At 50.0% G+C, this 19,284-nt stretch carries 14 protein-coding genes; 2 read left to right on the top strand and 12 right to left on the bottom strand.

Annotated elements, in window-relative coordinates; all coding sequences use genetic code 11:
* Positions 1-2: 2 nt before the first annotated feature.
* From lptB to JIN82_RS07340, 6 genes are all read right to left on the bottom strand, one after another.
* A complete protein-coding gene (gene lptB, locus JIN82_RS07365) occupies positions 3-785 on the bottom strand; it encodes an LPS export ABC transporter ATP-binding protein (RefSeq protein WP_200310992.1) in 783 nt (260 codons plus the stop codon).
* Between the two features lie 53 nt (positions 786-838).
* Positions 839-2,227, bottom strand: a complete 1,389-nt coding sequence (locus JIN82_RS07360; RefSeq protein ID WP_234041853.1) for a hypothetical protein — start codon at positions 2,225-2,227, stop codon at positions 839-841.
* 115 nt (positions 2,228-2,342) lie between these two features.
* Positions 2,343-3,152 (bottom strand): 3-deoxy-8-phosphooctulonate synthase, encoded by an 810-nt coding sequence (gene kdsA, locus JIN82_RS07355; protein ID WP_200310990.1) that lies wholly within the window; start codon positions 3,150-3,152, stop codon positions 2,343-2,345.
* Positions 3,153-3,188: 36 nt separating this feature from the next.
* Positions 3,189-4,139, bottom strand: coding sequence for an ROK family protein (locus JIN82_RS07350; protein WP_200310989.1), 951 nt, complete (start codon positions 4,137-4,139; stop codon positions 3,189-3,191).
* Positions 4,140-4,178: 39 nt separating this feature from the next.
* Positions 4,179-4,922, bottom strand: a complete 744-nt coding sequence (locus JIN82_RS07345) for a type III pantothenate kinase (RefSeq protein WP_200310988.1) — start codon at positions 4,920-4,922, stop codon at positions 4,179-4,181.
* 142 nt (positions 4,923-5,064) lie between these two features.
* On the bottom strand, positions 5,065-6,579 hold the full coding sequence (locus tag JIN82_RS07340; protein ID WP_234041852.1) for an ammonium transporter: 1,515 nt from the start codon (positions 6,577-6,579) through the stop codon (positions 5,065-5,067).
* A gap of 993 nt (positions 6,580-7,572) precedes the next feature.
* Between JIN82_RS07340 and JIN82_RS07335 the strand changes: the two genes are divergently transcribed.
* Positions 7,573-8,274 carry a TorF family putative porin gene (locus JIN82_RS07335; protein WP_200310987.1) on the top strand — a complete coding sequence of 234 codons (702 nt, stop codon included), beginning with the start codon at positions 7,573-7,575 and terminating at the stop codon, positions 8,272-8,274.
* A gap of 123 nt (positions 8,275-8,397) precedes the next feature.
* On the opposite strand, the gene JIN82_RS07330 is transcribed toward JIN82_RS07335, so the two are convergent.
* The 6 genes from JIN82_RS07330 to JIN82_RS07305 all read right to left on the bottom strand — a co-directional run bounded on the left by JIN82_RS07330 (position 8,398) and on the right by JIN82_RS07305 (position 18,076).
* The gene (locus tag JIN82_RS07330) at positions 8,398-9,783 is read right to left on the bottom strand and encodes a DUF58 domain-containing protein (protein ID WP_200310986.1); all 1,386 of its coding nucleotides are present in this window, start codon (positions 9,781-9,783) and stop codon (positions 8,398-8,400) included.
* A 4-nt stretch (positions 9,784-9,787) separates the two neighbouring features.
* Entirely contained in the window at positions 9,788-10,732 is a 945-nt protein-coding gene (locus JIN82_RS07325; RefSeq protein WP_200310985.1) for an AAA family ATPase, read from the bottom strand.
* A gap of 84 nt (positions 10,733-10,816) precedes the next feature.
* Positions 10,817-12,751, bottom strand: a complete 1,935-nt coding sequence (locus JIN82_RS07320) for a hypothetical protein (RefSeq protein WP_200310984.1) — start codon at positions 12,749-12,751, stop codon at positions 10,817-10,819.
* Positions 12,752-12,829: 78 nt separating this feature from the next.
* Positions 12,830-13,906 carry a M42 family metallopeptidase gene (locus JIN82_RS07315; RefSeq protein WP_200310983.1) on the bottom strand — a complete coding sequence of 359 codons (1,077 nt, stop codon included), beginning with the start codon at positions 13,904-13,906 and terminating at the stop codon, positions 12,830-12,832.
* Positions 13,907-13,991: 85 nt separating this feature from the next.
* On the bottom strand, positions 13,992-15,512 hold the full coding sequence (locus JIN82_RS07310; RefSeq protein ID WP_200310982.1) for a hypothetical protein: 1,521 nt from the start codon (positions 15,510-15,512) through the stop codon (positions 13,992-13,994).
* Between the two features lie 50 nt (positions 15,513-15,562).
* Positions 15,563-18,076 (bottom strand): Amuc_1098 family type IV pilus outer membrane protein, encoded by a 2,514-nt coding sequence (locus tag JIN82_RS07305; protein ID WP_200310981.1) that lies wholly within the window; start codon positions 18,074-18,076, stop codon positions 15,563-15,565.
* 378 nt (positions 18,077-18,454) lie between these two features.
* Between JIN82_RS07305 and JIN82_RS07300 the strand changes: the two genes are divergently transcribed.
* Positions 18,455-19,258 (top strand): hypothetical protein, encoded by an 804-nt coding sequence (locus JIN82_RS07300; protein ID WP_200310980.1) that lies wholly within the window; start codon positions 18,455-18,457, stop codon positions 19,256-19,258.
* The last annotated feature ends 26 nt before the right edge of the window (positions 19,259-19,284 follow it).

Raw genomic sequence — 19,284 nt, 5'->3', positions numbered from 1 at the left:
CGTTACATTTGAAAATTTTCACCTAGGTAGTATTTACGTGCAATTGGGTTGTGTGCAAGTTCACTAGCTTCATCTTCTAGTATTACTTTCCCATCGTGTAGTAAATAAGCGTGGTCAACGATCTGTAATGTCTCACGAACATTGTGGTCGGTAATTAAAATTGATAGACCGTCGTTCTCGCGCAGGTCGTGAACGATCTGTTGGATATCTCCAACAGCAATAGGATCAACGCCTGAGAAGGGTTCATCAAGCATGATGATCTTCGGGTCTGTGCATAGTGAGCGAGCAATAGTTAGGCGTCTTTTTTCTCCGCCTGATAGAGCTAGAGCATTAGATTTACGAAGTTTGGTGATGCCAAACCTTTCCATCAGCTCTTCAGCGCGCTCTTTGCTACGCTTACGGTTTATGCCTTTTTGAGTTTCTAACACAGCGGTGAGATTCTGCTCTACGGTTAGTTGGCGGAAGATAGATTCTTCCTGCGGCAGGTATCCCATACCGAGGCGCGCACGAATGTGCATGGCCTTGTGAGAGATGTCGTGGCCGTCGAACGAGACGGTGCCGATATCCGGTGGGATGAGCCCAGCGATCATGTAGAAGGTGGTGGTTTTGCCGGCACCGTTAGGTCCTAGCAATCCAACAATTTCCCCTTTACGCACGCTGAGGCAAACATCGTTAACTACAGTTCGGCCACCATAAACTTTTTTAAGGTTGTGGGCTTCCAACAGAGTATCAGTCTTGATTCTCTCTTTTGGGATATGTTTTTCGGCCGTTGCGGTATCTGGCATAAAATTAGGCTTATATACTATGGTCGGAATTGAGATAATTCAATAGGCATCTGCTATTGATTGTCATTTTTTGGGATATCTTTGACAAATGTTTCCCATTTTCCAGGTTCTGCGACAAATTTTGCCTGTCCATTTTTGTCCATGGTGATGGTGACGTATAGGTTTGGCTCCTTGGCGATGAGGTGGTTATTGCCGTATTCAACTTTTGGGTAACCGCCGCGCAGGATGATTTCTTCTTTTTTGGTATCGTAGACTGCTTGTTCGGCATAAACGGCCAATCTTTTGCCTTTTACCTGAGGTTCGTCGTTAGCTAGGCCCAATGCGCTGACATCGTAGACCTCAATAAAGACATCTCCGAGGGCGATGATTTTTTCTAAGTCGCCAAGTTGCTGGTCTGGTTTTTTCTCAGTTTCGCCAGTTTTTTGCTCAGCAGGTTTTTCTGCAGCTGGCTTTTTCTTGTTGGACTTTTTGCCAGCGGCTTTTTTGTTTGGTTTTTCTTCTTCGACGACTTTTGGGCCGATGAATGCTTTGAGCTCTTTGGTGCAGGTGAGTCTGAATCGTTCTTCGGTGAGTTCGACTTCTTTGAGGTAGACGAGCAGCCCGTCGTTGGAGTCGAAGTAGATGCCGCCGGAGCTGGCGATTTTAAGCCCTGTGGTTTGAAATTTACTATCTTCAGCTGCGGCGTTTTTTTCAGCAGGTTTGGTGGTTTTTTCTGCAGCTGGCTGGCTGGCCTCAGCGTGGCCGATTTTATCGAGGAATCCATCGACGTTTTCTGTGCTCTGCTGCTGTTGTTTTTGGTTTTGCTGGATTTTTTTCTGCGCGTCTTTATCGGCAGCGTTGATGACCTTTTGCTCGCTTTGTGTTTGTTTGTCTAGCTCGGCGAGTTGTTGTTGGTCCAATGCATTTGGTGGCGCAGCGAGCAGTGATGAGCTGGCCACTAAGCTGGCTGCGAGAGCTCGGCCAGGTGTCTTCAATGAGCTGTGGTTCATGATTTTCTTTTCTTCTGAAGTGTATGTGGTGTGGGCGGGGCCGACTAAAAAGCAGCGTTCGGTCTCGAGCTCGATGACTAAGCCGGAGCCGACTGCTTGTAAATTTGCTGAGGTAAGTGTGGTGGGATCACTGCTGCGCAGGAGGCCAGTGCGTTCGTCGTAGGTGCCGCTATCGAGTTCGGCACGGAATTCGACTTCGGCATTAGGTGTGAGCATATCAACCACGATATCGCGGGCGACGATTTCATATTCGCTGACGACTTTGATATGCGCGGCTTTGACTAATGTTTTGGGGATAAAGCCTTGCTCGTAGCTGGGAAAGCTGACGTCTTTTAGAGTGCTGCCTTCAGTAAAGAGCTGGAAGTCGGACACGGAGGTGGCGTCTTTTTTGAAAAATCCTTTGGATTCTTCTTTGTCAGGCTCCGCGAATGAAGGCGCAGTGAGGCTCAGCATCAAAGCGAGCACTGCAAATGGGCGGTGTGAGCCAGCTGGGAGTGGCAGCTTGGTGAGCCGCCATGGATGACTCCAGCGTGTTCGGCTGGAGTCATGATTTTTTGTGAATTGGGGACTAGGCACCATGTGCGGCTTTGTGAATCGCAAGTAGGCGGTTGAGAACGCCTTCAATGTTTTCGAGTGGGATTTGGTTTGGGCCGTCAGACAGTGCTTCAGCTGGATTGCTGTGCACTTCCATGAAGACACCGTCGACGCCAGTAGCTACAGCTGCGGCGGCGAGTACAGGGGCGAGTTCGCCGTCACCACCAGTAGAACCACCAAGACCACCAGGGCGCTGAACGGCGTGGGTGGCATCCATGATAACTGGGATACCTTCTTGGCGCATCCAGTAGAGCGAGCGCATGTCGGTGACGAGGTTGTTGTAACCAAATGTGGCGCCACGCTCGGTGATGTAAAAATCATCACAGCCGAATGAGCGCAGTTTGTCGGCGATGTTGCCGCAGTCCCAAGGCGCGAGGAATTGGCCTTTTTTGACGTTCACGGTGCGGCCAGTTTTGGCGCATGCTTCGATGAGGTCTGTCTGTCTGCAGAGGAATGCAGGGACTTGCAGAATGTCGATATTTTCAGCGGCGATCTCAGCTTCTTCAGGTGTGTGGATGTCAGTGGTGACACGCAGGCCGAGTTCTTTGCCAATTTCACCGAGGATGCGGGTGCCTTCTTGTACACCTGGGCCACGGAACGCGCCAGCTGATGTGCGGTTAGCTTTGTCGTAGGAGGCTTTGAATGTGAAGTCGATGCCAGTTTTGATGGCGATTTCTTTCAGTGCTCTAGCCATTTCCCAGGCAAATTCTTCGCTTTCTAGCCCGCATGGGCCAAGGATGAAAAATGGGTTTTTACTGCTGAGGTCGGAAAATCCTTTAGTCATGATAAATTGAGTCAGGTGATGATGGTGAGAGCTGGCCTAGCTGGCTGGCTGGTCGATGAGGTCGCGGGCCAAGCTGGCTGCGCCGATGATGCCGGCTTCGTTGCTGAAATGGGCTGGGAGAATCTCTAGCTCATCGCAGAATGGATGGGCGAGCTGGTTGGAAATATAGGTTTTTAATGGATCGAAAAGCAGGTCGCCGGCTTTGGCTACACCGCCGCCGATGACGATGGCTTCAGGATTGAGCAGCCAGCAGGCATTGGCTAGCGCGCAGGCGAGTTTTTCGGCGATGCCGTTCCAGATTTCCAGCGCGATTGGGTCGCCGTTGAGGGCATTTTTTTCCAGTGGGATTGGTTCGCACTGCTCTATGGTGTACGCGTACCCTTGCTCAGCATAGGCGCGCTGGGCATTGGCGGTGATTTCGTTGTGGCCGATGTAATCTTCGAGTGATCCATTGTTGCCGTAGGTGCCGCGCACGCCACGATAGTGAATGGAGGTATGGCCAAGCTCGCCAGCGGTGGATGTGCTGCCCTGAATCATGCGGTTATTGGAAATGATGCCGCTGCCTACACCGGTGCCCAGAGTGAGGCAGATGAGGTCTTCTTTGCCTTTGCCGGCGCCGTGTTTCCACTCGGCGTAGGCCATGCAGTTGGCGTCATTTTCTAGCGCACATGGCAGACCGGTGTGCTCGGTGAGTTGGTCGCGCAGGTAGACATTGCTCCAGCCGGGAACGTTAGGCAGCTCGTAGACCATGCCTTTTTTCAAATGCACAAAGCCGGGAACGCCCACGCCGATGGCGAGGATGTTTGGATGCTCTTTTTTGAGCCTGTTTACCTCGCTAGCAATCGAGAAAATCAAGCTTGCTGGGCTGGTATAGTCTTTAGTTTTGATGGGTGTCGGGCGGGCGATGAGTTCATGGCCGTTGACAACGCCGATCTTTACGGAGGTTCCTCCGAAGTCGATTCCGATTGTGAGTCCTTGGTCTGGCATGGCTTTAATGAATTGAGTAGAGAGTAATTAGGCGCTAGTTTAAATAAGAAAATGTCTGATGGCGACTAGGCGAATGCCTTCAAGGGTAAGATGTGGGATAACTTGTTGGATTTTGGGCAGGCCGCGAGCTAGAAGTTCGGCGTCTCCACCTGTAGCGACTACGGTGGTTTGGCTGCCAATCTCAGCTTCTATTTTGGCAATGATTTCGCTAACGAGTCCACGGTAGCCGGTCACCGCGCCAATGGTCATGGCTTCTTCGGTGGATTTGCCGATGGCGTGCTCTGGCTCGGCGAGAGAAATTTTTGGCAACAGGGCGGTACGCTTAGACAGACCTTCTGTCATGGTGATGAGCCCCGGGGTAATCACGCCGCCAAGGTAGCCGCCAGCTGGGCTGATGACGTCAAATGTGAGCGCGGTGCCGAAGTCCAGCGCGATGGCGGGGCAGCCAAACATCGCGTGGGTGGCGACGGCATTGGCCAGCCGGTCAGCACCGATTTGCTCCGGATGTGGGTAGTCGATGCTGATACCTAGCGGGCTGCGATGGTCGATCAGGTGAACGTTTTTATGCAAGCTGTGGCAATATTCCTCCATCAGGCGTGCTTTTTCCGGTACCACTGAGCAGATCATGCAGCAGTCCCATTCTTGGCCGTGGAGGATTTTATCCAGCGTGGTGGTGGTGATGTCATGAGACGGCCACCATGCGTTCCATGACTCCAGCCCATCAGCGGTGGCCAAGCAAAACTTGGTGCGGGTATTGGAATTGTCTACCAGTAGAAATCTCATGATTACGTGCGTATCCTTTGCTAATTGCGCAGCAATGAACAGCAATTTTTCGCTGCTGTCGAATCAAGATCGCGAGGAAACAAAAAAACGGCTGTGAACCTGAGTTCACAGCCGTTGTTGAGAAATTCAACTGAGTGGATAATTACTCGTTGTATGCTGGAGCACCGTGCTCAGCAACGTCGAGACCTTCAGCTTCTTCAGATTCATCTACACGTACACCCATGACGAGCTTGATGATGTAGAAGACGATGAATGAGAATGCGAATGCGAATGCGCCGATGGCTGCTGTACCAGCAAGCTGTACGAAGAAGCTTGAGCCAGCACCTTCTTTGCAGAGGAATGGGAGGCCTACAGCCAGTGTTCCCCAGATACCACAGACACCGTGTACTGAGATAGCACCTACTGGATCGTCGATCTTGAGTTTGTCGAAGAACATAACTGCTACAACTACCAGGCCGCCACCTACACCACCTGCGAGACATGCTCCGAGGAGTGAGAGTTGGTCAGCACCAGCTGTGATGCCTACGAGGCCAGCGAGGATGCCGTTGAGGGCCATTGAAAGGTCAGGCTTCTTGAGGATGATCCATGATACGAGGATGGCAGCGAGACCACCTGATGCAGCACCGAATGATGTAGTAATAGCAACGTATGAGATGCCTTCTGGGTCAGCAGATAGTACTGAACCACAGTTGAAACCGAACCAACCGAACCAGAGGAGCAGAGCACCGATGTTAGCAAGCGGTAGGTTTGATGGAAGGATTGGCTTTACGCCATTAGCTGTGTACTTGCCTTTGCGAGGTCCGAGAATGAGAACACATGCAAGAGCTGCAAAGCCACCGAATGCGTGAACAACTGAAGAACCAGCGAAGTCATAGAAGCCCATGCCGTCAAGGACGCCACCGCCCCACTTCCAACCACCAGTGATTGGGTAAGCAAAGCCTACAAGAAGGACTGCGAAGATCATGAATGATGAGAGCTTAACACGCTCAGCGACTGCACCAGATACGATGGTGGCTGCAGTGGCAGCAAACATGGCCTGGAAGATGAAGTCTGCCCAGCCAGTTTGGCAGAGGCCTGTGCCTCCGTATGAGAGGTCGTTACCTGCATTGATTGATTCAGAAATTGGTTTACCAAACGAGAAGATGCCTTCGAGGATTGTTGTCGCTCCTGCTTCTGTTGGGTACATGGAGTTGAATCCGTAAACACCATAGAGAAGAAGGCCTGAGCAAATAATGAAGACGTTCTTGAACAGAATGTTTACAGTGTTTTTGCGCTGGCACATACCTGACTCGATAGATGCAAAGCCGAGGTGCATGATGAATACCAAGAAGGCGCAAAGAAGTACCCAGACGGTTGAAAGCTCGAAGAATGGCTGATCTAGGTAGTTGTCATAGTAGCTTTCAGCGGCGGCTAGTTGGTTCTCAGTGAGACCTTCAGTACCGTTAAACTGAATGTGTTTGTAGACTGCCTTACCGATGATGTCGACGTCTCCGTCGCTGTAGTCATCGTGTTCGGTGTCTAGCATTTCTACAGTGACTTGGAATTCCTCAGCTTTAGGATCGAATCCTTCGGCTGAACTTGTGGCGATCGCAAAGAGCGAGAGCATGGCGGTCAGTATCAGACCTAGTAGCGTTTTATTTGGTATTATATAGCGCATATTGTGTTGGTTGTGTTGTCAATCGATGGGTTAGCAGATGGCGTGCCAAGTTTTTTGAAGGGCTGGTTATTTTTGTCATCGAGGTCATTTTGTCACTCAGCCTGAAGGTCTCGCTGAGAACGTGTGATAGATGTGCGTTGCTAGAAAGTGCCAGCTAGAATGTGCCAGCTAGAATGTGCCAGCTAGAATGTGCCAGCTAGAATGTGCCAGCTAGAATGTGCCAGCTAGAATGTGCCAGCTAGAATGTGCCAGCTAGAATGTGCCAGCTAGAATGTGCCAGCTAGAATGTGCCAGCTAGAATGTGCCAGCTAGAATGTGCCAGCTAGAATGTGCCAGCTAGAATGTGCCAGCTAGAATGTGAGTTGGGCGTTAGTTAGGAGATGGGGGCGCTTTTCTAGGAAGTAAGCAGTTTGTTTTCTATCTTATAGAAACATTACAAATCGCAGCTGAACATTAATCCATTACCGGCTGCTTTTTTACATAAGGGCTAATTGTCACCTTTGGAGTGATCCTTCCTCTGTTTGGTCATTGCTGGCAGCATTGAATGTTTCAGTTCCGCTAGACTCAGAGCTGTGGTGTCGCGACAGCATGGACCATTTTTTGGGAGTTCTTCTAATTATGATAGATTGAGAAAGTCCGTTTCGGTCAGAGTCATTCAGCTTGTTTGGTTTGAAAAACAGGAGAGGGAGGAAATCAGTTGAGGGGAAGAAAATGGTATTTTTTGGCGATTTATGTTTATGGGTGGTTTTCAATCAATTGCTTTATACTGCTCGTCTAGCATGCTGTATTTTTGCGAAAATGAACCTTTGTTGTGTTAGTGAGGTTTTCGTAAGTTGGTTATTTGTAGTTGGTTAAAGGGTGTTTTTGCGCTGTGTGACAAAATGATCACCAAGAATGGTTTTTCAAATGTTCTTAAATTTATCTATTTTAAGGGTTGATTTTGGCACGAGATCTGCTGTTTTTGCTTCCGCTATGAACAAATGGACAAGCGCTATGATTATCGGGGGAAGCCTTTTTGCTGCTTCTCAGTCTTTTGCTGAAGTTGAAGGTGAAGTTGCCCTCGACTACGCAACTAAATACGAATTCCGTGGTGTAGACCTCGGTGATGACCTCTTCGACGCAACTCTCGGCCTCAGCAATGAGTTCGATAACGGTGTAACACTTAGCGGTGGTGCATGGTTTGCTACTACACAAGACGCAGCTGACTTTAAAGAAGTTGATCTGTTTGCTGAAGTAAGCAAAGAGTTCGGTGCAGTTACTCTTGCAGGTGGTTATGTATGGTACAGCTACCCAGGTCAAAGTGGTGACAACTACCACGAGCTGTACGCAAGTGCTGCTACTACTCAACTCGGTCTCGATTGGGAACTTCTTTACGCATACGTTATCGATTCAGAAGGTGACAACGATGGCGGTGGTTACCTCGAAGCAACTGTAGGCAAGTCATTTGCAGTTAACGAGTGTGTTAGCATCGACACTGTTGCTGGTGCTGCTTGGAGCTTCGGCTACAACGCACAGATTGACGATACTCAGTACGACGGCTTCAACCACTGGTTTGTTGGCGTTTCAGCTCCTTGGGAAGTACGTGAGACAGTTACTATCACTCCTTACGTTAAGTATGTTGATGCTGATAGCGAAATCAAAAACGCAGCTGAAGAAGAGTTCATCGGCGGTGTTTCTCTCGCTGTATCATTCTAATTCTAGTCAGTTCATTAGAACTGAATTGAAAATATAGATTTTGAGCCACTCGGTTAGTTCCGGGTGGCTCTTTTTTTTGTTTGAGCCGCAGAGAGCCCGCTAGAGGGAATTTAAAAAGGTGAATTAGCTGAATATGTTAGCTAGTGACTTTTCCGTCTCATCGGCGAGCACCGGATGAATAGAGGTGGCTGCGGGCACGCTGGCGAGTTGCTGCTGAGCTTGTTGCTGGTCGGGAAAAATGGCCATCACGAGCAGGTTAGCATTCGCTTGGTGGAGGTTGCGTAGGAAGTCGGCTTTTTGTTGGTCCCAGCCGACAAAAACGACAATGCACGAGCTCAGGTCAGCTAGATGTTTGTGGAGCAATTTCTCCATCACTTGGTAGTCGATGATCGCTTGCGGTTCTACTTCTGCTAGGATTTCTAGAATGTGGTCCACCTTAGCTTCGTTGCGGCCAGTGGTGAAGCGATGTGCCTGATCTTTGATGAACATCAGATCTAGCAACGATTGATTGCTGTCTAGGCTAACGGCAAAGGATGCTGCTACCGAGACTGCTTCTTCAAAGCTATCTAGCAAGTTTGGCGGCGCACAGGTATCGAGAATCAATCCGTAGTGTGGGAAAAAGATTTCTTCGTATTCTTTGACGATCGCTTTTCCAGTTTTTGCCCAGCTTTTCCAGTGGATATGACGTGGCGGGTCACCGGGGCGATAGTCTCTAACGCTAGTAAAATCTCCCGACTCACCACTGTTGAATGAGGCGCTTTCGCCGCCAAGTTGGTAGCGCGCGGAGCCGGGGAGCTTGAGCGCGGGAATGCGATAGCGCTTTGGTAGGATGATGACTTTCTGCGGTTCCGTTTTTATCCGGCGACATTTTTGAAACAAGCCAAGTGGATCTGGTAGGCAGAGGTCGATTTTATCCAGCTGGATGACACCGCGTTTCAGCGGGGTGATAGAGAGTGGAAATTTTTTGGTTTCATGTCCAGCTAGCTGGATTTTTTGGTGGTTGGCGGCTGGTGTGTATTTTTGATTTTTTCTGCGCAGCCAAAGCCAACGGTAATAGGCAAAATATTGATCAAAGGCATTGCGGCTTTCCTCACCTGGCTCACGGCCTAGCGAGAATTGGTCGAGTGTGGGCCTATCGTCATGTTCAGTCTCGTTGATTAGAACCTGTCTAACTTTATGTTTCGATAGATTGGTGATTTCCACATAATAGATAAGTGGCTCGCCCGCACTGGCTGCTGCTGGAAGAATGCGTTTGGCTGAGATTTTACAGCGTCTGGTTAGAGACCAAGCGAATGAGCATGCGAGTGCGCCTAGGATCATGCCACGCAGCTGGAATACTGGTGTCTGCGAGATCCGCGGCATGAGAATAAATGCTAAGGGGGCAAGCGACATGACGGCTACACCAGCTGGTCGCACGCGTTTGGAAACGTAAAAGTTGAGCGAGCCAGACCGCCAGTAGGCTCGGTGGATGAAGCGACGCACTTTATTGGTTTGGGCGGGTGTGCGCATGGCCTTAGCTAGGAACGGCGGTTTTTTCGATGATCTCGGTGATGATGTTTTCTGCGGTGCGGCCGCTGAATTTAGCATCAGCCGTTAGCACGAGTCGGTGGGCAATTACCGAGATCGCTAGATCTTGAATCAGCTGTGGGGTGACAAATTCCATGCCTTCAAACAGCGCCATAGATTTGGCCATTTTCATCAGCGCGAGTGAGGCGCGTGGGCTGGCTGGAAGTAGGATCTCGCTGTGATGGCGGGTAGCTGAGCACAGCGCCACGATGTAGTGGTTTAGCTCTTCACTGATGCGGATCTGTTTGATTTGGTTCTGTAGCTGGAGGAAGTCGTCTAGCGAAACTGTTGCCTCTAGCGATTCTAGCGGGTGGCTAGTTTGTTGAGCTGATAGGATGGCAGCTTCTTCAGCTGGTCCGACGTAGCCGAGCGAGCTGCGGATGGTGAAGCGGTCCATCTGCGCTTCTGGCAGCGGATAGGTACCGCGAAATTCTACTGGGTTCTGCGTGGCGATGACAAAGAAGAGTCCGTTGAGGTCGTGGCAGACACCTTCGATGGTCGCTTGGCGCTCAGCCATGGATTCTAGCAGGGCGCTCTGGGTGCGCGGTGAGGCGCGGTTGATTTCGTCTGCTAGTAAGATGTCGGTAAACACCGGACCAGGGTGAAAACTGAAACTGCCAGATTTTGGGTTGAGAATGGAGACGCCGAGAATGTCGGACGGTAGCAGGTCTGGGGTGAATTGCAGACGCTTGAAATCTGCGTTTCTAACGCTGCCTGCGATGGCTTTAGCTAGAGTAGTTTTGCCGGTTCCTGGATTATCTTCTAGCAAGACGTGTCCGCCGCAAGCCATGCAGGCAAGTATTTGGCGGATGTTAGCTGCTTGGCCTTCGATGATGCTTTGCACTGATTTTTCGAGTGCGGCGGCGGTGTGACATGCTTTAGAAAAGTCCATATGAGGTAGAGGCAGCTGGGTGTAGATAGAAAATGATGATGGCTGGGCAGTTAGTTTGAGGCAAGTTGATTGTGACCCTTGCGCTTAGTCATCTTGGTTTGCTTTGTAGTCGCTTTCAGCTAGCTTGATATGTTTGTCAAATAGTTCACGAATTCGCTCTAGCTCTTCAGCTGGGATGTTTTCTTCTAATTTTTTCCAGTTTGAATTGTTCCTGAGCTGAATGCCTAGATGGGTGATGTATTTGACTTTGAAATCGATGACCGTTTTTGTTTTCCCATGATGAGTAGTGATGAGCATCATCGGGTAATCAGCTTGCTCAGCTGTGGTGTGTGTTTTCAGACTAACTGCATGCCAGCGGCCGTTGCTAGAAGTGGCTAGAATTTCATCTGGAATGCCAATTTTCTTAGTGAGTTGGCTACCTTGAATGGCGTATTTTATTTGTGTTAGCGGTGCGCTGTCATCTTCAGGGCAAATGAGTAGCGAGTTTTGCAAGATTTCGTTAGTATTGGCTTCACTAAGTAGTTTTAGGTATTTGTTGGTGTGATCTTTGGCCTCTTGATTGCTAGGCGCTGTGGCAGTTTCCTGCCAGTCAACCTGCTGGATGTTGAGCAGTTGGTATTTGTTCAGCTGTTTTTTAAACTCGGATTTGCTTGTACTGGCTAGCACATTGAACTTGCTGAGTTCATCTTCATCTAAGGATTTGTTGATTTCTCTGGTAAAGCGCTGGCTGGATGGAACGAGCGACCAATGACCGTCGATTTGTAGCCAATAGCTGGTGTGAATATTTTTGCTGTTAGCCAGATCGATGATAGCAGGGGCTGTGTATGCAATGGCGGCATTGCGGGTGAGGCAGGTCTTTGCTGGTAGTGGCGAGTGGGTGCTGTCGATGGGAAGGCTTGATTGGCCAATTGCATTGCGCCACGAAACTTTAAGTGTGTTGATGAGGATTTGTTTGTTTTTCTGCTCTAGGCGAAGCTCTGGGGCAACCAGCTGGAGGTAGCTTTTAAAGTCATTAGTTTTGATGGCGTTCTGCAGTTTGTCGATGGCGTCATCCAGTGAGTCTAATGGTTGGTACTGACTTTGTTTATTTAAGAGCTGATAGAAGTTAGCCGATTGATGTTCTTCAGCCGAGTGGTCGTCAGCATATTCGTAGCCCTCGTGCATGAGCGGCACGGGAAGCTCTAGGAAATAGGGTGGCTGCATTTGATCTACCGAGAAGTTCAAAACCTCCGGTGGGCTAGATGCGAGTAGAGGGTTCCAGTGATAGAGTGTGACTTGGCTCTGTGTTTCTGAGAAGTCGACGACCTGGACGGATCCAGCTGGCGGGGAGGTAATGATTTCCCATTTGTTGATCTTGTGGGAGCCTGCGATGGCGGAAGCGGTGGCGCGGTGAATTTCTCGCCAAGCATTTTGATTGAGCCGGCTAGTGCCCATCGGGTTGAGGCAGGCGAGAGCTCCAGCTAGCTGCTGATTTCGGCAGTAGTTGAGAAATTGTTTGGCTAGCTCTTTGGGCGGGGTTTCAGCGAGTTGCTGGCGGTATTCAGCAACTGATCTTTGGAATTGTTTGCTGGCATCTTCACGCAGGCTGGGCTGACGTTTGTTAGTGTTTTTCTGCAGTGACTTGCTGAGCTGGTCGAGTTCATCACTGAGCTGCTCGCTGTAGCCATTGTAGATGTTTTGAAATGACCCAAGCTGCGGGGCTGGTAGCCAGCCCTTTGTGGTTTTGCACATCGCCACGGTGATGATGTGCAGGTGTTGTGGGTTGAGTGGGTTCCTTACTTGGTAACTGACAGCGGCGTAGTTCTCGGTATCAACAAGCCAGTCAAAGGTGATGGTGTCGCCATCCATGAAGTAGCTGTTCACCTGCCTTTTGAGTCGCCCATAGATGCGCTTTTTCTTGTAAGCAGGGATGTAGGGAGAAATGGCGGTTTCTGTCGCCAAATCTATCTGCAGCGGCTTAGTTTGGTTGAGTTTGGTGATGAAGGCGTCGGCAGCGAGTTTAGCTGGCGAGTTGTTCATATTCGCAGGCTCACTGGCGCTGATCAGCTGGCAGAGGCAAGTGATCAGGGCTAGAATTGTGAGCGCTGGATGTTTCATTTAGAGTTTGTGGCTAAATGTGTCTGAATCTTGCAAAGATAGCACAAATTGGCTGAGAAGCTCAATCGTGTGGTTAATGTCAGACCAGTCAGCAGTTTCCACTACTGAATGCATGCAGCGCAGCGGCAGTGAAACTAGCGCGGATGGGATGCCTGAGCGCACGTCGTAAATTTTATCGGTATCGGTTCCGGTGAACCTGCTAGACGCTTCATGCTGGATGGGGATGTTATATTTTTCCGCGATTGATTTTAGCCGCTCGGTGATGAGTGGGTGGTTGGCGGTGCCGTGGGTGAGTGTCGGGCCGCCACCGAGTTTGACGGCTCCGTGCTCGGCGCTGTCTAGCCCAGGGGTATCTGTGGCGTGGGTGACATCAAGGCAGATGCACAAGTCTGGCTGGTGGCGGTAGCTAGCCATGCGAGCACCAGCGCCGCCAATCTCTTCTTGTACTGCATTTAGGCAAAGCAGGTTGTGGTTAGGTTTGTTCTCCTCTGCGGCAATTTTTTGCATCACTTCGGCGATGATGTAGCTGCCAATACGGTTGTCGAGCGCACGGCTGACGATGCGGTTGTTGGCCAATTCCATCGGCCCATCAGTGTAGACAGCTGGGTGGCCCACGCGGATGCCTAGCTCGGCGACTTCGCTCTCGCTCGTGGCGCCGAGATCAACCCAGAGTTCGTGAACTTTTGGTGCTTTTTCTGTACCAAGGCTATCGCGTCTGAGGTGGATGGCGGTGTTGCCAATAATACCTGTGACGGCACCTTTATCGCCAAGGATTTGAATTCTTCTACCGCGACCAGTGGCTGCGTCGCTGCCGCCTATGCGGTCGATGCGCAAAAAACCGTCTTTGGTGATGTGCTTGACCATGAAGCCAATCTCATCGGCGTGCGCTTCTAGCATGATGGTTGCCGAACCCGCTCCCTTGAGCCGCGCCCATGTCGAGCCGTAGGCATCGCAGTCGACTTCGTCGGCGATGGGTTTGAGGTGGCTGGCCCACACGCGCTGGCCAGGCATTTCAAAGCCTGTTGGGCTAGGCGTTTCGAGTAGCTCAAAAAGGAAATCCTTACGGTTTTGCATCATGTTGAGGATGATGACTTGCGTTTCCGCTAGATGCAATCACGCATGTGCGAGAAACGCAAAAAAATCTTTGAGCTGAGAGGTGGGGTTAGTCCGTTAGCTCGTCGAAGCTGAAACCTGAGTTAGCAGGGTTGAGTAGCTGCTCTTCTGTTGGGATTTTCTTTTGCGAGCCGCTAGGTGTTTCCTTGGCGCCCATGATGTCGAACAGGTCATCTTTAGGGCGGGTCACTGTGCCGCTTAAGGTGACTTCAGCCCAGTAGTAGCCATTCGATGAAGCAGAGAATCCATCAGGTCTGCTTGAGTTCTCAATGGCAGGTAGGCCAACTTCTAGCGTGCCTGAGAGTTCATTTGTTTTTGAGCAAGTGATGCTACCGCGGAGTTGCAGTTTATCGCGGGCGGTGAATGATAAATTGTCGATGGTGACATCGCCACCGTTTTCGATGATCAGTGTGCCATTGCTTTCGTCAAAAACAGGTTTGTCGTACCATGACTGACCGAGCTCGCGGCGCAGAGTGCGTAGGAATGTCAGACCTTGTAGGTTGAGTCGGCGAGATTCAAAGGCAGCTTCGATTTTGAGGGTGTCCGGATTTCGTGGGTTGATGTCTAGTGATGCCAAAGGCGCATCAATAGCACCATCGAGGAAGCGATCTAGCCTCAGCTTTCTGCCGTCACCGACCAATTGCTGGATAGGGAAATCTGTGATTTTTAGCTCAAGCTCGTTGGTTTCATCAGCATAGATATTGATTTTGCCAGTTACGTTGATTAGCCCGCTACCGCTGTTGGCCGTTGGCATGATGACGCCTGTGAGCTCGGTATTATCCGCCGTATTGTGCTTGAGGAGCACATTCTTAACCTGTAAATTTGGCCAGAATGGATGCTGCAATGTGGCGTCTTGAATCATTGACTGTGGGACGCCGTAGAGCTCGTCGAAGGTGCATTGCGCTTTGCGTAAGGCTACCCCCTTGGTACTTGGTCCAAAGAAAATGTCGGTGGAGAAGCTGCGGTAAAAATCAAATGCAAATGGTGAAGATTTACTTTCTTCCGCTGCTGCTGGTCCTGTTGGTAGCTGCAGGTGGAGTGAGCCAGTGGCGGCGCTGAGCTCAGCACTTTTCCAGTATTTGCCAAAAAATGTACTTAGCTTAAAGCGAGTGGCAATTTGTTTGAATTCGGCTTTCTGGATGGTGGAGTTGGCTGGCCAGCTGGCTTCAATGGCGGAGATTTTAGCTGATGCTGGTGTCACCGTCATGCGGTGGACTTTGACCTGAGCTGCGTCAGTAAATGCAGCAATGTCAGACTCAGATTGTTTCTTAAAGCTATCGCTATTGTATTTGGCTAAGATTATGAAGATGCCAACAACCAGAGCTATGCCCATCAACGCAAGAAACGAGGCGCCAATGATGATTTTTTTAAGGCGTTTTTTTGCCTCCTCTTTATGAGGTTGTTTTGAGCGTCTTTTTCTTTTGCGAGCTTTGATTACCTGAGTGCCATCTGGGCGAGTGATAAGCTCGCCATCTGGAACCCCATGGGTTTGATTTAGCTCTTTTTTCAGCTGGCTGATGTTGTCGTCAGCCGTGTTATTTTTCGGCTCAAAAGGTTTCTCTGAGGACATTAAGAATGAAGATGGGGAAATGTTTATAATAGGCAGCTGTGCCTGAGCGGCTATTTGATGCTGGCGGTTGTTTCTTCTTGGTGCATTTCACGCCACGGACGGCCACTGGCATCCATGAGTTCTACGTGAACGGCGATCATGATGTGTTCTTTCAGCTCTGATGATGACTCAGATCTGAAGAGGCGCCCGACGTAGGGGATGTCTCCTAAGATAGGTGTTTTGTCTTCTACATTGACGCGCTTTGATGAGATCATGCCACCGAGTACGATGGTGGTATTGTCTGCAATTGTGACAGCGGCGGACGGCATGCCGATTTTCTTGAAAACGGGCATGAGGATGTGGTTTTCTGTCAGCACGCCACTGGCGCCTGAACGGTTGAAATATGACCCACCTTCCCCTGTTAAATTGAACTCAAAGCTACTGTAAGCCCCTGTAATTGGTGACCCGTAGTCTACAAATCCTTCGAATTCGACAAGCTCAGGTCTGATCGACAGGTCGATAAAGTGTTTGTTGGGGCCAACCATGGCCTCAACCTCCATAGTGACGCCTGTATTGCGTGTTTCAAAGGCTGTCGGGTGGGCTGGCGTGATTGGAGTCAATGATGACTCCTGAGCTGATTCGATGACTCCTCCAGTCGTTCCATCGATAACAAGACCAGTAGTGCCGCTGCCTACGCTGCTCGGCAGTTCTGGTGGTTCGTATTCAGTTGGGTATATGAACTCACGAATGACTTCTACCGACGCCTTCTCGCCACTGCGTGAGAATACCGATGGTTTGGTGATGATATCAACAGCTTTGTGTTGGTCGAGGCCGCGCATCATCATTTGCACCTGCATGCCATTGAAGGTTCCGGTTAAAGTCAGGATACCTGGAGCTCTATCGTTAGATGGTGTGTAGCCAGTTGAGCCAGCTGCGAGTAGGCTGTCGAGAGAGCTGCGTTGGAGAGCTGCGTCACCCGAGCGATTGCCTGCTGTAACGGGGGCTAGGGCTCCAAGAGTGCCAGCGATTGCACCGCTGAGAGGGTTTGGGATATCGTCTAGTGGCGCTTGATTGCCAACTGAGCCACCGCCGAAGTAGACGCCATTTTTCAGGTAGCCAGGTGAAATGAGCCAGTCAAAGCCAAGGGCTTCAGCATCGTGTTGAGAAACCCGCATGATTGTGGTTTCAATTTTGATAGCTACAGGTTCTTCTCGGCTGGAGAGCTCAACGAGCTGAGCGACGAGGTCGATGTCTGCGCGGTTACTACGAATGGTTAAGGTGTTGTTCGCTGGCAGGTAATTGGCAAAAGCTCCATCACCGAGGACGACACCACTTTGTTTGAGGTATTCCTCGATGGTAATGCGCTGAGGTAAGATGCCGCCTGAGGTGCCTGATGTTTCGGCAAATGGGTCATCATTGACATCTTGCTGAGCATTATTGGTTTTCAGGAAGTTTGGCGGCACATTAAATGAGCGAGTGATGAGGCGCTCATCGGACGATCCTGATGGGACGATTTCTACAGAGAATGCGTCGGTAACCCACTTGGTGTGGGTGTTCTGGGTGATGTAATCTAAAACAGCATCTAGAGGAATATTGCGTAGTTGCAGGGTAAATCTAGTAGAGTCGATTTTCTGGAAAGTATCAGTGGTCGTATCGCCAGTATTGATGACAACGTTGATGCCGTGCTCGTTGGCTTTGATGCGGACAAAATCAATCGCCTCCGTCAGTGATGCTTGATCGAGGTCAATGATGTCGACATGGATCTGGCTGAGCTTTTGGCGGACGTCGACGACATTGTTGCCAAACAGATCAGCAGATGGCATGGTCGACATGAATACGCTATTATCTGGGTTGACCTTAGTCTCCCATTCTCGGTCAACTTCCATCAGAGCATTGGCTCGTGTATGGTCGAAGGCTGAGCGATAATAATCAGCTTTGGCATTATCAATTCTCTCCATCCAGCGTCTAGATGCGCTGTTGTATGGGTCGATGCGTAAGACTTCTTCAAAAGTCTTATTGGCGGCGTCGTAATTGCCGAGGTTATAAAATCCCTCACCTTTACGCAGCAGTTTGCCAACATTGTCGACATTGCGGCTGTGCTCAGGGGTGAGCGATGGGTTGTAGCGAATTGGATCGTCCAGCTGGGCTAGCAGCTTAGCCGCGCCAATGTGTGATGGCGCCACACTTGGATCGAGAACGGCATTTAGTAGTTGTTTGGCTTGGGCGTAGTCGCCAGTGCCGGAAACTTGTCTAGCCAGCTCAGTAGCCGCGGTGGCGTAGCGGTCAGCTGCGTCTCTCTTGAGTTGCGCTGACTTCGTGCCATTTGGCAGTAGGCTGTAGGCTGATGAATAGGCGGCAACCGCAGATTCGTAATCACCAGCGTTGTACGCTTGGTCACCCTCCTGAATTTTCTGATAACCTTGTTTGTAGTTATCAATGCGTCTTTGCAGCTCAGATTGAGAAGTCGAGGAGGTAGATTCTCCAGCTTGGCTCGGCAGCGAAATCGTGCCAACGCAAAGGCTAGTTAGGCAGAGTAGGCTAACTTTTTTGAGAGTGCGATGTGTGCTGGATACGTATTTTTCCATAAATAAGTGAAGTGCTTATAGCTAGCTGGGATCGCACTGGTAAGCGTAAAATTAAAAAAAATACAAAAAGTTTGAAATTGTTGGATTTAGTTGACCGTGTGGTGGTCATGAAATGGGTTCATCTTCGGTGCATGACGTGCTTAGCTAGTCTCTAAACATACATGCACAACATTTGGCTAATAAGGTAATGCAGTTCTTTGTTTTGTTGTCTTGCTGTGTGAGAGGTGGTTCTAACTTCTTCAATGAGTTCTAAAAAAAAAAGATCTGAGAGTTTGACATGGCCGTCCCGGCTATGATTAATGGCTAGAGTAATGTCAGAATTTAACTTATTTAATAACGTTGAATTCAATTTATACACACACTTCTCAATAGAAAATTATGAGCGACGAAAGCAAAAACAATTCAAGTGAGTCTGGTACTCCTCTGCGTAAGGAAACCATGCGAGTGAAGTTGAAAGCCGATCCAGCAACAGGTAAAGTACAGAAGATTGATCCAGCTTTGGAGGTAACGTCGCCAATTCCTCTTCGCAAAGAGACCATGCGTGTGACGATGAAATCAGACGCTGTGAAGACTAAGTCTACAGCTCCTCTGGAGAAAACATCTACCGTGCCTCTTCGTAAAGAAACCGTACGTGTTACACTCAAGGCTGATCCAACTGGCCCAATGGCACCTCCATCTGCAGGTGCTCCTAGTGCGCCACCAGCACCAGCTCCAACAATTCCTCTCAAATCTGCTAGCGCGCCAAAACCAGCTGCGCCACCAGCACCAATGACTGCGCCAGGCGCACCAGCTGCTGCACCAGCACCAGCTCCAACAGTTCGTCTCGCTACACCAGGCGCACCAACTGGCCCAGGTACAGTGAAACTCGCTACACCAGGCGCACCATCACCAGCTCTTGGTGGCGGCGCACCAGCACCAGCCGCCGCTGCAGCTCCAGCTACTCAGTCATTGCCACAAGCTACTGTTCAGCTTGCAGCGACTAAGCCAATGGATGCAACTGCACCAGCTACAGCTCAGTCACCAACCATTCTGACTACCGACGAGGAAGTTGAGCAAGGTGAAAGCGGCCTCAGCATTGGCCTTTCAATTGCTGCTATGGTTGCCTCCCTCATCTTTGTAGGTGTTCAGGTTGTTACCAGTAATTTGTGGACTGACGGCTCCATTAGTAGGATCTTTGAATAGTCTATCGTAGCCTAATAAGTTTATAG

The sequence above is a fragment of the Persicirhabdus sediminis genome, assembly GCF_016595495.1.
Classification (GTDB): Bacteria; Verrucomicrobiota; Verrucomicrobiia; order Verrucomicrobiales; family Akkermansiaceae; genus Persicirhabdus; species Persicirhabdus sediminis.
The sequence above is the reverse complement of the archived record's forward strand: the minus strand, read 5'-3'. Positions and strand labels throughout refer to the sequence as shown.

Coding starts and splice junctions, on each gene's coding strand:
- lptB (WP_200310992.1), bottom strand. CDS start 785: ATGCCAGATACCGCAACGGCCGAAAAACATATCCCAAAAGAGAGAATC.
- JIN82_RS07360 (WP_234041853.1), bottom strand. CDS start 2,227: ATGCTGAGCCTCACTGCGCCTTCATTCGCGGAGCCTGACAAAGAAGAA.
- kdsA (WP_200310990.1), bottom strand. CDS start 3,152: ATGACTAAAGGATTTTCCGACCTCAGCAGTAAAAACCCATTTTTCATC.
- JIN82_RS07350 (WP_200310989.1), bottom strand. CDS start 4,139: ATGCCAGACCAAGGACTCACAATCGGAATCGACTTCGGAGGAACCTCC.
- JIN82_RS07345 (WP_200310988.1), bottom strand. CDS start 4,922: ATGAGATTTCTACTGGTAGACAATTCCAATACCCGCACCAAGTTTTGC.
- JIN82_RS07340 (WP_234041852.1), bottom strand. CDS start 6,579: ATGCGCTATATAATACCAAATAAAACGCTACTAGGTCTGATACTGACC.
- JIN82_RS07335 (WP_200310987.1), top strand. CDS start 7,573: ATGATTATCGGGGGAAGCCTTTTTGCTGCTTCTCAGTCTTTTGCTGAA.
- JIN82_RS07330 (WP_200310986.1), bottom strand. CDS start 9,783: ATGCGCACACCCGCCCAAACCAATAAAGTGCGTCGCTTCATCCACCGA.
- JIN82_RS07325 (WP_200310985.1), bottom strand. CDS start 10,732: ATGGACTTTTCTAAAGCATGTCACACCGCCGCCGCACTCGAAAAATCA.
- JIN82_RS07320 (WP_200310984.1), bottom strand. CDS start 12,751: ATGAACAACTCGCCAGCTAAACTCGCTGCCGACGCCTTCATCACCAAA.
- JIN82_RS07315 (WP_200310983.1), bottom strand. CDS start 13,906: ATGATGCAAAACCGTAAGGATTTCCTTTTTGAGCTACTCGAAACGCCT.
- JIN82_RS07310 (WP_200310982.1), bottom strand. CDS start 15,512: ATGTCCTCAGAGAAACCTTTTGAGCCGAAAAATAACACGGCTGACGAC.
- JIN82_RS07305 (WP_200310981.1), bottom strand. CDS start 18,076: ATGGAAAAATACGTATCCAGCACACATCGCACTCTCAAAAAAGTTAGC.
- JIN82_RS07300 (WP_200310980.1), top strand. CDS start 18,455: ATGAGCGACGAAAGCAAAAACAATTCAAGTGAGTCTGGTACTCCTCTG.